Raw genomic sequence first — 13,639 nt, 5'->3', positions numbered from 1 at the left:
TTTGCGAGAGGAGGCGATCTACGCGTCCGTGGCGGTCGATGTCTCCTGCTTCAGCGAGGGGACCACCTCTGCGAACTTTTCGAGGGTGATGTCGAGAATCGCGTCGTGCCAGAGAGGGATCCAGCAGTGGTCCCACACCAGATCGTGTGCATCCACATCGGGGCACAGCATGAGCGCGGCGATGCGGATCTTGGTGAGCATGGCGGTGAGCCCGGCGTCGAAGCCGCTGGTCGCGCTGTCGAGAGCTCCCTTGACGACCGCTTGGATGCAGCCCTCCAGGACGGCGCGCTCCAATCCCGTGTCGGCTTCCTCGTCATCTTCTCGTCGTGATCCGCGGATGTCGGTAACAGTCGTGCCGGTCGGCGCAGCCAGCGCCTCCCCCTGAGCGTCCTCGAGGACTCGCATGGCAGCCTGCGATACCGCCTCGGCAAGCCTCTTCTTCGTACGGGACTCGACTTCGGCGACCTGCTCGAGGCCGCATGCGATGCTGGCGAGGAGATCGCACCACAGATGGTCGAGCATCCGCGCGGCACGTACCTTCTTCTGTTCCGGAGTGCCGGTCAACAACTTCTCGGATGCTGTGATCAGCTGATCGACGATGGACCTGAGCTCGCTCAACTCGGTGGGATGCTCAATGAGCCAATGGACCATTACAACGGTGCGGGCGTATTCCAAGGCTGCCGTGGTGTTCGACTTGGAATTCCCTTGCGACCGCGTGGACTTCTTTGCTTGTGTCGTCCGGACCGTAAGACGTTTCTTTGCCGTGGCCTGCCTTGCTCGCGCATTGATGCTGACACCCGACGGAGCTCGGTTCAGGCGGATATCTGCACTGAGAGATTCTGCCCACATGAGTCGGCCGTCGAGGCCGTGACGCGCCCCCAAGCACGGACATTCGCAGCCGGGTCGCATTGCAGTGGCGCAGTTTCGTGTGTGTCGCGACATGTTCGATTCCCGTCGTGTAGAGCCCGGACGTTACAGCGCGGCGACCGTTCGCACGAGGCTGTTGACAAGAGCTCCGAGGGGTGCATTCCTCGCGCATGATCGCGAACCAGAGCTGTGGGGGTGACGGATGCTAGGCCACCTCATCGGCAGTCGCTCGCGGCTCGGAGGCCGCATCCGGTCCAGCCGCCCCACTCGGATCCACCGACCCGCCCCGCGCCTTCGTCACGACGTACAGCCCGAGCACGACCGCCCACGCGACGAGGCTCAGCACGAGCTGCGGACGGATCTCGGGATCCAGCGCCATCTGCACCAGCACCGCGACGATCCCCGCGACGGTGAGGATCGACAGCCCCGGGAACAGCCACATCCGCACGACGAGCCCCGAGGATCCGTTCCGGCGGCGGAGGACGATCTGCGAGATCGCGATGAGCAGGTAGACGAACAGGATGATCGCGCCGGAGGAATTGAGCAGGAACAGGAAGACGGTCTCGGGGGAGACGGCCGCGGCGATCACGCAGAGGAAGCCGACGACCGACGACAGGAGGATCGCCGCGCGCGGCACGCCCCGGTTCGTGACCTGCATCAGCCGCGCGGGCGCCTCCCGCCGGCCGGCGAGCACGAAGAGCATCCGCGACGCCGTGTACAGCCCGGAGTTCAGGCAGGAGAGCACTGCCGTGAGGACGACCGCGTTCATCACGTCGCCGGCGAACGGGATGCCCATGCGGTCGAAGGCGCTCACGAAGGGCGAGGCGCCGAGCTCCGTGGAGTCCCACGGGAGGATCACGGCGAGGAGGAACAGGGAGCCGACGAAGAAGAGGGAGATGCGGAGGATCACCGAGTTGGTGGACTTCCGGATCGCGGTCGCCGGGTCCTTCGACTCGGCCGCGGCGATGGTGGCGATCTCCGCCCCGACCATGGAGAAGATCACGACGACGACCGAGGAGAAGATCGCGCCGACGCCGTTCGGGAAGAAGCCGCCGTGCGCGACGAGGTTCGAGAAGTCGGGCGAGCGGCCCGGCCAGATGCCGAGCACGTACAGCCCGCCGAGGCCGAGGAACAGGATGATGGCGGCCACCTTGATCCCCGCGAACCAGTACTCGAACGCGCCGAACGCGCCGACGGAGACGAGGTTCGTGGCGGTCATCAGCGCCATGAGCCCGAGCGACAGCAGCCAGAGCGGCGCGTCGAACCAGTAGGTGAGCGCCTTCGCGCCGGCGACCGCCTCGAAGCCGACGACGATGACCCAGAAGTACCAGTAGAGCCAGCCCATCGAGAAGCCGGCCCAGCCGCCGAGCGCGTGCCGGGCGTAGTCGGCGAACGACCCGGTGCTGGGGTTCGCGGTGGCCATCTCGCCGAGCATCCGCATCACCAGGATGATGAGGACGCCCGAGATCGCATAGGTGAGGAACGCGCCGGGACCGGCGCCGTTGATGACGACGCCGGAGCCGACGAAGAGGCCGGCGCCGATCACCCCGCCGATCGCGATCATGCTGAGCTGCCTCTGCGTGAGGCCCTGGTGCAGCTGCGGTGCGGGTGCCATGAAAGCCTCCGTGGGGGTCGGCGTTCTCGGGTGGGGGATCCTCCCGTCCAGCTGGCGACGCGTCGGGCCGGGAGGTGCTGAGCACGATACGCACGAGAGCGGCCGGGGCGAGAAGTGTTCACATGGGCTTTACATTCGGGCGGTGTTCGGGCGCAGCCGACGACCGGAGGCCACCGTCCGCCGGCCGACGGAGCACGATGGCCGGAGGAGCACACGACGAGAGGCGAGACGATGGCAGCTGAGACGCAGGCCGGTTGGTACGACGACGGCTCGGGCACCACGCGCTGGTGGGACGGCACGCGGTGGACGGAGACGGTGCAGCCGCCGCCTCCGCCGGGATACGCGGAGGCGGCGGTACCTGCGTCCGTCGCGACGGCATCAGTCGGCTCGCACAAGCGGGACAAGACGTACGTCGTCCTCCAGACCATCCTCAAGGAGAAGGTGTGGGGCACGGGGTCCGGCAACCTCACCGAGCTGGAGAACGCGATCAACGCGCAGGCGGCCCGCGGCTACCGGCTGCACACCATCTCGACGGCGGTCTCGGGGAGCAAGGGCCTGGGTGGTGGCGACCGGATCCAGGCGACGATGGTTTTCGAAGCGATCGACTGACCGCATCGCCCGGCTGGGCCGCTACACAGCCCCCCGCACCGTCGGCCGGCAGATCAGCACCGGGCACGGCGCCGAGTGCTGCACGCGCGACGCGGTGCTGCCCAGCAGGATCGTCGCGGTGAGGCCGCGGCTGCCGGCGGCCATGGAGATCAGGCCCGCGGAGAGCTCCTCGGCCGCGCGGATGATCTCGGTGGCCGGCGAGCCGCTGCGGACGTCGCGGTGGATCGTGGGGCCCCAGCCGTCGAAGACCGCGGCGACCGTGTCGACGGCGGCCTCGGCGTCGCGGCGGTAGCTGAGCTCGGTCTGGCCGGTCGCGCGGCGCGGGCCGAGCTCGTTGGCGAAGGGTGCCGCGGCGTAGGGGCTCACGACGGCGAGCACGGTGACCTCGGTGATCTCGCGGGAGTCCGCGATCACCTGGAACTGGCGGGCGGCCTCGAGGGAGGCGCGGGATCCGTCGGTGGCGACGATGACGTGCACTTCTCAGACCTCCCGGTCGGTCGGGCCGGCCGCGGCGACGCCGGCGGCGTCCTCGAGATCCGGCTTCTTCTGGCCGAACGCCCGCTGGAACAGGTACAGCACGAGGCCGAGCGCGAGGAGTCCGCCGACCCACCACAGGGCGTCCGGGTCGTCGACGAGCGTGTAGATCAGCACGGCGACGTTGCCGACGATCCCGACGATGAGCAGCGGCGTGTTCGCGCGGTAGGTGTCCTTCGTCTCGTCGTGGCCGCGGAGCTTCAGGCACGCGACGATCACGAGCGCGTATATGAAGAGGAGGAACACGACGGTGATGGTCGCCAGGCGGTCGACGATGTCGAGCCGCTCGTCCTCGGGGATGCCGGCCTGGCTGGAGCGGATGGCCGCGCCGATGATCAGCAGCGACGCGACCACGGCGCCGCCGAAGATGAGCGCCACGTAGGGGCTGCGGCGGGCGGGGTGCACCTTGGCGAAGATCGCGGGCACGACGTTCTCGCGGGCCATGCCGAACAGGATCCGCGACTGGGCCACCACGGTCACGAGCGCCGTGTTGCTGATGGCGACCATCGCGATGACGGCGAAGATCACGAGCATCACCGCGGCGGGGATGAAGAAGAGGTCGGCGCGGATCACCTCGAGGAGCGTGTTGCCCGCGAGGTCGCCGATCGGGACGGCGAGGGCCGCGGCCATCGAGACGAGCACGTAGACGACGCCGGCGGTCATCATGCCGCCGATGAGGGCGCGGGGAAACGCGCGCGACGGATCGATGGTCTCTTCGGCCACGTTCGCCGCGTTCTCGAAGCCGGTCATGGCGAAGAAGGCGAGCGAGACGCCGGCGAGCACGGCCAGCACCGCGGATCCGGCGCCGCCCTCGACCTGGAACTGCAGGAGCACGGACGGGTCGCCCACGCCCTCGACGAGCGCGATCACGCCGATCGCGACCACCACGATGAGCCCGCTGATCTCCACGAACGTCATCACCACGTTCGCGATGACGGACTCGCTGATGCCGATGAGGTTGATGAGCGTGATGACCGCCACGAACGCGACCGCGATCCCGGTGGTCGCCCAGATCGCCGACTCCGGCAGCCCGATGAGATCGCTGAGGTAGCGCACGAAGCCGGCGGCGAGGGAGCCGACCGCGGCCATGTTGGCGCTCAGCATGCAGATGGTGATGAAGAAGGTGAGCACCGGGCTCCGGAACGCCTTGTTGATGTAGAGCGAGGCGCCGGCGGCCTGCGGGTACTTCGTCACGAGCTCCGCGTAGGCGAGGCCGGTGATGGTCGCGATGGAGACGCCCACGAGGAACGCCATCCAGAACGCGCCGCCCACGGCCGCGGCCACGAGGCCCACGAGCACGTAGATGCCGGAGCCGAGCACGTCGCCGACCACGTAGAAGTACAGCTGCTTGACCGTGATGGAGCGCTTCAGCTCGCTGCGCGGGGGTGCCTCGGCCTCGATGGGGTTCGCCATTTCCCCACCCTAGGGGGGACGTGTCCCGGGGTGAAGGGGCGGGTGCTCGGGCCGACCCGGGCATCGTGCGGCGGAGCGACGTCGGCGGCGGGCGGATGCGCCGTGCGCCGGGCCTCAGACGCGGTCCGCGAGCCGCTCCATCACGGCGATCGCCTCGCGGACCTCGTCGTCGCCGATCGGCGGCCGTGCGGCGGTCGCGGTGTCGCGGATCCACGCCACGCGCGCGTCGAGAACCTCCTCGAGCAGGCGTCGGCCCGCGGGTGCGACGAGCAGGCGGGAGCCGTCGTCGTCGGACTCCTCCGCGAGGATCCGGCGCTGCAGCAGGCCGCTCAGGCTGGGGACGAGCGCCGCGCGCGACGTGCGCGTCCAGTGGGCGAGCGACGTGCGGTCCACGCGCACGTCGGTCGCGACCACGCGCACCAGCTGGATCTGCAGGCCGGTGAGGCCCACCCACGCCTCGAGGGTGGCGGCGTCCATGAGGTCGAAGACCGTGGACATCGAGATGACCAGACGTTCGTGGGTGCGGGGTTCCGGCATGATGCTCCTCTGGTGGAGCGTGTCACGGCGCCCCGGGATGGGGCGACTGCTCGTACTCCGGAACGTACGCTCCGGGAACGTGCCCGGTGTCGAAGAGGCCGACATGCACAGGCGCCGGACCTTTCCGGGATGATGGGAAGGCTGCCCGCGCTCGCCGCGGGAGCCTGGACGGACGGGGAGATGCCATGAGCGCTCACGTCGACGCGGCGGGATCGGACGCCGGGTGGCGGGCATGACGCCGCGGATCCGCGCGCTGCTCCTCAGCGGCATCATCGCGGGGCTGACAGCCGCGATCGTCGCCGCCGCGCGTCCGTGGACCCGACCGCCCGAGCCCGACGACTGGGTCGTGCTGCGCTTCGCCGCGGGCGAGGGCGGCTCCGCGTACGAGGCGTTCGCGTCGCTGGCGGCGACCGAGGCCGCGGGCGACGACGCCCTGCAGCTGCTCGAGGCGGGTGCGATCCACGGCAACGCGTTCGGCGACGACTCCTACGACGTGCACTACATGGGATCCGACCGCCGCCTCATGTGGGAGGTGCTGGAGCCGATCTTCCAGGACGCGCCCGTCGCCTGGACCTCAGTGGAGCTGCGCCGCGGCTTCGACGACGCGGCGCCGGTGGTGGTGCGGGCGCGGCGGTGACGGCGGGGCGCCGGGCGGCGTGGAGCTAGCCCGCGGCTGTGCCCAGGTGAGCGTCGATGGCGCTCTCGTATTCGGTCGCCTGAGAGGGCTTCAGCTCGCCGGTGACGCGGACGATGGCATTGCCTCGGACATAGTCGTACTCGGTACCGAGAGCTGTGGTGGACGCCAGGATGCCCTGGATGTAGTCCATCCGCGCTTGGGCGGCAGCTCCATCAGACCAGATCTCGATCGACGCTCCACACTCGGCTCCGAGCTCATCGCAGCTCACGCGCGAGTCGTAGAGGGTGGCGGCATCGACGTAGCCCGTGGGGCGGCCGATGACGTTGTTGGGGTCGTTGTCCTCCGTGATCTGCACGATGTCGCCCGAACTCGCGACACCTTCCTTGATGGCGCTGGCGATGCCGAACGCCGTCAGGTCGGGAGTCGGAGAGGGAGTGGGAGTGGGAGTGGGAGCGGGGCCCTCAGAGGCCGGAGCAGAAGGCGTGAGCGGGATCTCGGATGCAGGCGGAGCCGTGGTGCAGCCGCTGATGGCCAGGACGAGCATCAGAGCGAATGCGGATTGTGCTGGGGCGGATCGAGACAAGGTTCCTCCTGGGTCCTGTCGAGCGTAGGGAGCCTGAGCGGTGGCGGCTCGCCCCCGTTCGGGATCGCGACCGTCGGCGGACGGTGTCGGACCCCGCGCCTAGCGTCGGGGCATGACGTCGAGACGATCCCCGGGGCGGCGCACGGCCGCCCGCGGCGGTGCCGCCCCCGCCTCCGGTGCCGCCCCCTGCCGCGCGGACGCCTGCGCGGATGCGGCCGAGCGCGGCGCCCCCGTCCCGCTGTGCGCGGCGCACCTCGTCGCCGCGGCCGAGTGGGCGGAGCGCGAGCGGGGCATCGAGGACGCGCTGCCGTCGCCGTGCCCGGCCTGCGGATCGCGCCTCGGCGTGCGCTTCCCCTCCGCGTGGCTGTGCGCGGTGTGCGAGTGGCGGCACGGCGAGCACCCGGACGGGGAGCTGGCGGCACCCCGGGTGGACGTCGTCTACTACATCCGCTTCGGCGACCGGATGAAGATCGGCACGAGCGCGAACCCCAGGCAGCGGCTCGGCACGCTCCGGCACGACGAGCTGCTCGCGTTCGAGCGCGGCGGCCGGGCGGTGGAGCGGGCGCGGCACGAGCGGTTCGCGCGGCAGCGGTACGCCCGCACGGAGTGGTTCGCGCTCGACGCCGAGCTGCGCGCGCACGTGGCGGCGCTCGCGGCCGGCCAGCCGGATCCGTGGGAGCTGCTCGCGCGTTGGCGCAGCGAGGCGCTGGCGCTGCGGATCAGCTGACGCGCGCGGGCCGGCCTGCTCTGGGCGCGGTCGCGGGCGGTTCGGACGGCGGCTCTTCGCGCAGGTACGCGTCCACGAACAGCGGCCCGCGGATCTCGCGCAGCCGTTCGAGCAGCGCATCCACCGTGCCGCGCGTGATGCCCGACACGCACAGGTCGTAGGGACCGAGCGGCGGCAGCCTGCCGGTGCGGATGCGGATCACCTCCCACCCGGCGGCGCGCAGCGCGCGGTCCTTGCGCCGGTCGGCCTCCTCGCGACGGCCGACGTGCTCGAGGCCGTGGCGGCCCGTGGAGTCGTACTCGATCGCGACGCGCAGCTCCGGCAGCAGGATGTCGGGCCACGCCTCGAGGTGCTCGAAGAACGGACGCGCGAGGCGCACGGCGTTGAGGCCCGGCGTGTGCTCGAGGCGCGCGGCGAGCTCCTGGCGGAGGCGCTCCTCCACCGCGGACGCGGGCGGCGGCGCGCAGGCGCTCGCGAACGGCTCACCGACCGGGAGGTCGGGCGTCTTCGCGCAGACGCCGGGGGAGCGGCGGGTGCGGGCGGGAGCCGCGGCGGCGGCCTGCGCGGCGCTGCTCGGCGTGCCGTCCTTCCCGCGTCGGTCGCGTGCGGTGCCGCCGGAGGACGGCATCCCGTCGCGCGATCCGCGGCGGGGGCGCGGGGCCTCGGTGGGGGACGGGCGCGCCGCGGTCGGAACCTCGGATCCGCCCGCCACCGGCCCCGCGACGAGCGGCGACGCCCCCGGCCAGCGCACCCGGTCGGCCATCGGCAGCACGGGCGTGCGCGGGGCCGCGGCCTCGGCGCAGTCCGGGCACCACGACGACCGTCGGCGCTCGCGGCCCGGCCGCATCCGCTGCTCCTCGGGCGTCGCGACGAAGACGTGGCCGACGTCGCACTGCCAGGTGAGGAGCACATCGGCGGCGGGCGGCACCTGCGTGAGCGTGATGCCGCGGTTGAACTCGGGGTGGTACTGCCGGATGAGCACGGGGAACGACGCCCACGCCTCCCGGTAGGTGCCGACGGGATACGGCACGTCGAGGCCGCGCGACCAGCGGCGCCGCGCCCACCACGCATCCACCGGTTCGGGCATGCGGTCACGCTAGGGGCGACCACCGACGTCGCCGCCTACCCTGGGGCGATGCCCGACCTCGCGACCGACCGCCTGCTCCTCCGCCGCTTCACGGAAGCGGACGCGCCCTTCCTCCTCGACCTGCACGCGCGGCCCGAGGTGATGCGGTGGATCGGCACGGGGGCCGTGCAGGCGGATCCCGCGCAGGCCGTCGCCCGCGCCGCCCGCTACGCCGCCCTCGACCACCCGGTGCGCGGCATCTGGGCGATCGAGGACCGCGACGGCGGCGCGCTCCTCGGCACGCTGCTGCTCAAGGACCTGCCCGCCTCGGCCGCGCCCCTCGCCGCCGACGACCCCGCCCCGCGCGATGCGCCGGAGGACGGCGAGACGGAGATCGGCTGGCACCTGCACCCGGACGCGTGGGGTCGCGGCGTCGCCACGGAGGCCGCCAGGCGGGTGCTCGCCCACGCCGCCGAGCGCGGGCTGACGCGCGTGCTCGCGGTCACGAACCCGGCGAACGCGCCGTCGCAGGCGGTGTGCCGGCGGATCGGCATGCGCCTCCTCGGCCGCACGCACGGCTACTACGACAAGGAGTGCGCGCTGTTCCGCATCGACCTCGCGGACCGGGCCGACGCCCCCGGGGGCCGGATCCGGCGGACGGCCTGATGCCGCGCATCGTCCCGCTGCTCGGCTCCGACGACCGGGTGGTCGCGGGCATCCGCCGCATCCGGTCCGACGGGGACGTGCCGCTCGTGCTCGACGAGCGGATGCCGGAGGCGCACCTGACGGCGGTCCGGGCGCTGGTCGACGAGGCGGCCGTCCCGTCCGACGCGGCCTGGGCGACGCTGACCTCGGGCAGCACCGGCGTCCCGCGTGTCGTCGTGCGCACGGACGCGTCGTGGCGGTCGTCCCACGCTGCGGTCTCGGATCTCCTGGATGCCGGCCCGGCGGACGGGATCGCGCTCCCCGCCCCGCCGGCGTCGTCGCTCACCCTGTTCTCGCTCGCGCACGCGGAGGCCGGCGGTCCGCGACCGGTCCTCGTGGGGCGCGACGGCGACGCCCGCGGCGCCGTCTGCTTCCACGGCACTCCGCAGGGCCTCGCCCGGCTCCTCGCCGCGGGCGGCACGACGCCCCTCCGCACGGCCCTGGTCGGCGGCGCGGCCCTCGACCCCGCGCTCCGGGCGGAGGCCGAGGCCCGGGGGATCCGCGTGGTCGCGTACTACGGCGCCGCGGAGCTCTCGTTCGTCGCGATCGACGCGGGCGAGGGGCTGCGTCCCTTCCCCGGGGTCGACGTCGACGTGCGCAACGGCCGGCTCTGGGTGCGCTCCTCCACGGTCGCGATCGGCTACCTCGGCCGGCCGGGCGCCCTCCGCCGCGACGGCGGCTGGGCGACGGTGGGCGACCTGGCGGAGCTCGTCGGCGGACGGCTCCTGCTCCGCGGCCGCGCCGACGGGGCGATCCTCACCGCCGCGGCGACCGTCCTCCCCGAGGAGGTCGAGGCGGCGCTGCGGACGCTCTCCGGCGTGGCGGACGCGGTCGTGTTCGGCCTTCCCGTCCCCGGCATCGGCGCGCTCGTGGCCGCGCTCGTCGAGCCGCGCGCGTCCGGCCCCGGGCTCGACGTGGCCTCGCTGCGGTCGGGTGCCGCCGCCGTGCTCGCACCCGCGAGCCGGCCGCGCGTGTGGTTCGCGGGTCCCGTGCCGCGCACCGCGGCGGGGAAGCCCGCTCGCGCCGAGGCGATCCGGCGCGCGACGTCGGGTGAGGCGGACCGCCTTGCCGGCTGAGCCCCTCATCGTCGCCGCCCGGCGAACGCCCATCGCGACGCGCGGTCGCGCGCTCGCCGCCGTGCCCGTCGACGAGCTCGCGGCGGCCGTGATCCGCGCCGTCGTCGTCGACGCGGGGAGGGCCGTCGGATCCGCGCTGCCGGTGGCCGACGTGCTCCTCGGCAACTGCATGGGCCCGGGCGGCAACCCGGCGCGGATCGCCGCGCTCGCCGCGGGCCTCGGAGCCGGGGTGCCGGGCGGGACCGTCGACCGCCAGTGCGGCAGCGGGCTCGCGGCCGTGGTCGACGCGGCCACGGCCATCCGCGCGGGCGCCGCGGGAGGGCGCATCGCCGGGGGTGCCGAGAGCGCATCCACCGCCCCGGTCCGCTCGTCGGGCGGCGTCCCCTACGCGCGGGCGCCGTTCGCGCCGGCGGGCTGGCCGGATCCGGACATGCTGCCCGCGGCCGACGACCTCGCCCGCCACGACGGCATCTCCCGTGCCCGCCAGGAGGAGCACGCGCGGCGCAGCCACCGGCGTGCCGTCGCCGCCCGGGACGCCGGCCGCCTCGCGGAGGAGCTCGTCCCGGTCGGATCCTCGGGCATCACGGCCGACGACGCGATCGGCGCCGCCCTCGACCTCCTCTCGCGCCTCCCTCCGCTCCGGGGCGGCGGCACGGTCACCGCGGGCACGGCCACGCGGGTGAGCGACGGGGCCGCGGCCGTCGCGCTCGTGTCGCGGGACCGGGCGCCCGGCGTCCCCGGCCTCGTGGTCCGGGGCCATGCGGTCGTCGGATGCGATCCCGCGCTGCCCGGCATCGGCGCCGCTCCCGCCGTGCTCGCCGCCCTCGCCGACGCGGGCATCGGGATCGTCGGCGTCGCCGCGTTCGAGATCGTGGAGGCGTTCGCCGCCCAGTCGCTCGCCGTGCTCGACCGCCTCGGGCTCGCCGACGACGACCCTCGGGTCTGCGCCGACGGCGGCGCGCTCGCGCTCGGCCACCCGTGGGGCGCGAGCGGGGCGGTGGGCGTCGTGCGGCTGTTCAGCCGTCTCGTGCGCGGCGGCGCGCCGGCCGGCACGATCGACGTCGCGGCGGCGTCCGTCGGCGGCGGCATGGGCATCGCCGCGGTGGTCGAGGTGGTGCGCTGACCCGGGTCGGGCGCCCGCGTCAGCCCTCCCGCTCGCGCGCCCTCCGCGTCTCGCGGTCGTTCGCCTTCCGGATCCCCTCGACCAGCTCGTCCTTCGTCATGCGGCTCCGGCCGGGCACGTCGAGGCGGCGCGCGACCTCCGACAGGTGCGCCTTCGAGGCGTTCGCGTCGACGCCGCCGGCCGTGCCCGCGCCGCGCCGCTCGGCGCCGTCGTCGGACGGCCCCGCCTCGTCCTTCGGCTCCCAGTGGTCGCCGACCTTCTCGAAGCCGTGCTCGAGCGCGGCGTAGGCGGTGCGCTCGGCGCGCTCGCCGGATCCGTACTGCTCCTCGGCCGCGGCGTGCGCCGCCGACCAGGTCGCCTGCGCGTGCTCGGGGGAGCGGCGGATGGTGCTCGGCATGTCGTCGTCGGGGGCCACGGATCCTCCTCGTGCTCGGTGCGGGCGACCTCGCGCGCCCGCGGTCCCTCCACCCTGCCCCTCCGGACGGGCCGAGGTCGATGCCGGCGCCGATGCCGACGCTGATGCCGGCGCCGACGCGACCGCCTCAGCCGAGCGCGGCACCCGCTGCGTCGACCCCCAGCCGCCGGATCGCCACGACCGTCACGTCGTCCGGCAGCGACCGCTCGGCCACGAGACCCGTGATGCCCGTCACCGCGTCGATCGCGCGCGGTCCGGCCGACATGGCCGCGTCGACGGCCAGGTCGAGCGACCCGATCGACCCGTCGAAGAGGTCGAGCACCCCGTCGCTGCAGATGAGCAGCAGGTCGCCGGGGTCGAGGCGCACGGCGCTCGTCGCCCACTCCTGCGTGCCCAGCGCCCCGAGCGGCAGGTTCCGGGACGGGATCGTCTCCCGCGACCCGTCCACCCGGCAGACGACGCCGAGGCCGTGCCCCGCGTCCACGGCCGTGATCCCGCCGCTCGCCGCCTCGAGCCGCAGGTGCAGCAGCGTGACGAAGGCGTCGTTCGCCTCGAGGTCGGGCTCGACGGCCCGGTCGACGACGGACATGGTGCGGGCCGGATCCTCGCTCGGCAGCGCGATCCGGAGGGAGGCCCGCACGGTCGCCGCGATCACCGCGGCGCCGACGCCCTTGCCCATCACGTCGGCCAGGGTCACGACGAGGCCCTCGGGCGTCCGCTGCCAGTCGAAGAAGTCCCCGCTCACGGCGCCGCTCGGCACGCACGCGCCCGCGACCTCGTAGCCCGGCAGGTCGGGCACCGTGCGCGGGAGGAGCCGCCGCTGCACGCCGCCGCCCTCCACCAGCTCCTCCCGCGACACGGCCGCGCGGGCCGCGGCCGCCTTGGCCGCCTGCTCGCCGCTCAGCGACGCCATGCTGAACGACACGACGACGAGCAGCACGAGCGTGATCAGCGCGGTCGACGGCGTGCCGAACCACGTCGTGAAGACCTCGCCCCGGGGGCCGGTCGCGAGGAACGCCACGAGGCGCCCGCCGTAGTAGACCGAGAGCGCGCCGGACGCGAGCAGCAGCGGCCAGCGCGTCCGCGAGTACGCCGCGTCGAGCAGCGCGAACTCCCGGCTCGAGAGCCCGATCAGCGCCGCCATGAGCGCGAGGAAGAGGGGTCCGGCCGACCAGTCGTTCGTCGCGGGCGAGTCAGCGCTGGAGACGACCGTCACCAGCACGGCCGGCGCGACGACCAGCCACCACGGGGTCGGCCGGTCGCGGAGGGAGCGGCTCCCCATCCACATGGACGCGGAGCCGGCGACGATGAGCCCGTTGCCGAGCGGGTTCGCCCAGACCTGGCCGCCGGTGCCGTCGAGGACGTAGGCGAGGGATCCGCTCATGAACAGCGCGATCGCGGCGCACCACCAGAAGCTGAAGGACGAGCGCGTGCCCCGGTAGGTGACGAGCGCGAAGAGCAGCAGCAGCACCAGGGAGGTGACGCCGAAGGCGATGCGGAGCGTGAGCGAGTCGAGCAAGGTGCTGTCCGTGGTCCTTCGGCCGAGCGCTCGGGCCGGACGTCGTCCAGCGGGTCGCGCGAGCGGTGCGTCCACCCGGGAGCATCGAGGCCGAGGCCACCGCAGCACCCCCCGGCAGCAGCGATCGTCCTCGCCAGGCTACCTATCGCGGACGAAGGAATCGACGACGAACGGGGATCGGATCCGCAGGGGCCTCCCTCCGACCGCCCGACC

15 protein-coding genes are annotated in these 13,639 nt (G+C 73.4%); 6 read left to right on the top strand and 9 right to left on the bottom strand.

Annotated elements, in window-relative coordinates; genetic code table 11:
• Positions 1–18 precede the first annotated feature (18 nt).
• Both ACU4ZT_RS11725 and ACU4ZT_RS11720 read right to left on the bottom strand, forming a co-directional pair.
• The gene (locus ACU4ZT_RS11725; RefSeq protein WP_270979505.1) at positions 19–849 is read right to left on the bottom strand and encodes a hypothetical protein; all 831 of its coding nucleotides are present in this window, start codon (positions 847–849) and stop codon (positions 19–21) included.
• 223 nt (positions 850–1,072) lie between these two features.
• Positions 1,073–2,482 (bottom strand): amino acid permease, encoded by a 1,410-nt coding sequence (locus ACU4ZT_RS11720; protein WP_270979503.1) that lies wholly within the window; start codon positions 2,480–2,482, stop codon positions 1,073–1,075.
• A gap of 231 nt (positions 2,483–2,713) precedes the next feature.
• Here ACU4ZT_RS11720 and ACU4ZT_RS11715 point away from each other — a divergent pair, with 231 nt between their 5' ends.
• Positions 2,714–3,091: a DUF2510 domain-containing protein gene (locus tag ACU4ZT_RS11715; RefSeq protein ID WP_270979501.1), complete on the top strand. Its 378-nt coding sequence runs from the start codon at positions 2,714–2,716 to the stop codon at positions 3,089–3,091.
• A 21-nt stretch (positions 3,092–3,112) separates the two neighbouring features.
• Here ACU4ZT_RS11715 and ACU4ZT_RS11710 read toward each other — a convergent pair whose 3' ends face one another.
• The 3 genes from ACU4ZT_RS11710 to ACU4ZT_RS11700 all read right to left on the bottom strand — a co-directional run bounded on the left by ACU4ZT_RS11710 (position 3,113) and on the right by ACU4ZT_RS11700 (position 5,575).
• Positions 3,113–3,568 (bottom strand): universal stress protein, encoded by a 456-nt coding sequence (locus ACU4ZT_RS11710; RefSeq protein ID WP_063072604.1) that lies wholly within the window; start codon positions 3,566–3,568, stop codon positions 3,113–3,115.
• Between the two features lie 3 nt (positions 3,569–3,571).
• Positions 3,572–5,038, bottom strand: a complete 1,467-nt coding sequence (locus ACU4ZT_RS11705; RefSeq protein ID WP_063072605.1) for an APC family permease — start codon at positions 5,036–5,038, stop codon at positions 3,572–3,574.
• Between the two features lie 114 nt (positions 5,039–5,152).
• Positions 5,153–5,575 carry a MarR family transcriptional regulator gene (locus tag ACU4ZT_RS11700; RefSeq protein WP_270979498.1) on the bottom strand — a complete coding sequence of 141 codons (423 nt, stop codon included), beginning with the start codon at positions 5,573–5,575 and terminating at the stop codon, positions 5,153–5,155.
• Positions 5,576–5,807: 232 nt separating this feature from the next.
• On the opposite strand from ACU4ZT_RS11700, the gene ACU4ZT_RS11695 reads away from it, so the two are divergent.
• A complete protein-coding gene (locus ACU4ZT_RS11695) occupies positions 5,808–6,212 on the top strand; it encodes a hypothetical protein (RefSeq protein ID WP_063072645.1) in 405 nt (134 codons plus the stop codon).
• 25 nt (positions 6,213–6,237) lie between these two features.
• On the opposite strand, the gene ACU4ZT_RS11690 is transcribed toward ACU4ZT_RS11695, so the two are convergent.
• Positions 6,238–6,756, bottom strand: a complete 519-nt coding sequence (locus ACU4ZT_RS11690; RefSeq protein ID WP_445337228.1) for a hypothetical protein — start codon at positions 6,754–6,756, stop codon at positions 6,238–6,240.
• A gap of 151 nt (positions 6,757–6,907) precedes the next feature.
• Here ACU4ZT_RS11690 and ACU4ZT_RS11685 point away from each other — a divergent pair, with 151 nt between their 5' ends.
• The gene (locus tag ACU4ZT_RS11685) at positions 6,908–7,522 is read left to right on the top strand and encodes a GIY-YIG nuclease family protein (RefSeq protein WP_445337227.1); all 615 of its coding nucleotides are present in this window, start codon (positions 6,908–6,910) and stop codon (positions 7,520–7,522) included.
• Here ACU4ZT_RS11685 and ACU4ZT_RS11680 read toward each other — a convergent pair.
• Complete coding sequence (locus ACU4ZT_RS11680; protein ID WP_445337226.1) at positions 7,515–8,609, bottom strand: zinc-ribbon domain-containing protein; 1,095 nt, start codon at positions 8,607–8,609, stop codon at positions 7,515–7,517. The genes ACU4ZT_RS11685 and ACU4ZT_RS11680 overlap by 8 nt on opposite strands.
• Positions 8,610–8,657: 48 nt before the next feature.
• Here ACU4ZT_RS11680 and ACU4ZT_RS11675 point away from each other — a divergent pair, with 48 nt between their 5' ends.
• The 3 genes from ACU4ZT_RS11675 to ACU4ZT_RS11665 are packed head-to-tail and all read left to right on the top strand — an operon-like array spanning position 8,658 to position 11,492.
• A complete protein-coding gene (locus ACU4ZT_RS11675; RefSeq protein ID WP_063072610.1) occupies positions 8,658–9,254 on the top strand; it encodes a GNAT family N-acetyltransferase in 597 nt (198 codons plus the stop codon).
• A complete protein-coding gene (locus ACU4ZT_RS11670) occupies positions 9,254–10,369 on the top strand; it encodes a class I adenylate-forming enzyme family protein (RefSeq protein ID WP_414749027.1) in 1,116 nt (371 codons plus the stop codon). Before ACU4ZT_RS11675 ends, ACU4ZT_RS11670 begins: the two co-directional genes overlap by 1 nt.
• Complete coding sequence (locus tag ACU4ZT_RS11665; RefSeq protein WP_445337225.1) at positions 10,359–11,492, top strand: thiolase family protein; 1,134 nt, start codon at positions 10,359–10,361, stop codon at positions 11,490–11,492. Before ACU4ZT_RS11670 ends, ACU4ZT_RS11665 begins: the two co-directional genes overlap by 11 nt.
• A 19-nt stretch (positions 11,493–11,511) precedes the next feature.
• On the opposite strand, the gene ACU4ZT_RS11660 is transcribed toward ACU4ZT_RS11665, so the two are convergent.
• Positions 11,512–11,907: a ChaB family protein gene (locus ACU4ZT_RS11660; RefSeq protein WP_081235136.1), complete on the bottom strand. Its 396-nt coding sequence runs from the start codon at positions 11,905–11,907 to the stop codon at positions 11,512–11,514.
• Between the two features lie 127 nt (positions 11,908–12,034).
• Positions 12,035–13,426: a PP2C family protein-serine/threonine phosphatase gene (locus tag ACU4ZT_RS11655; RefSeq protein ID WP_063072613.1), complete on the bottom strand. Its 1,392-nt coding sequence runs from the start codon at positions 13,424–13,426 to the stop codon at positions 12,035–12,037.
• Positions 13,427–13,639 lie beyond the last annotated feature (213 nt).

It is taken from the genome of Clavibacter davisi, from assembly GCF_052751415.1.
The sequence above is the reverse complement of the archived record's forward strand: the minus strand, read 5'-3'. Positions and strand labels throughout refer to the sequence as shown.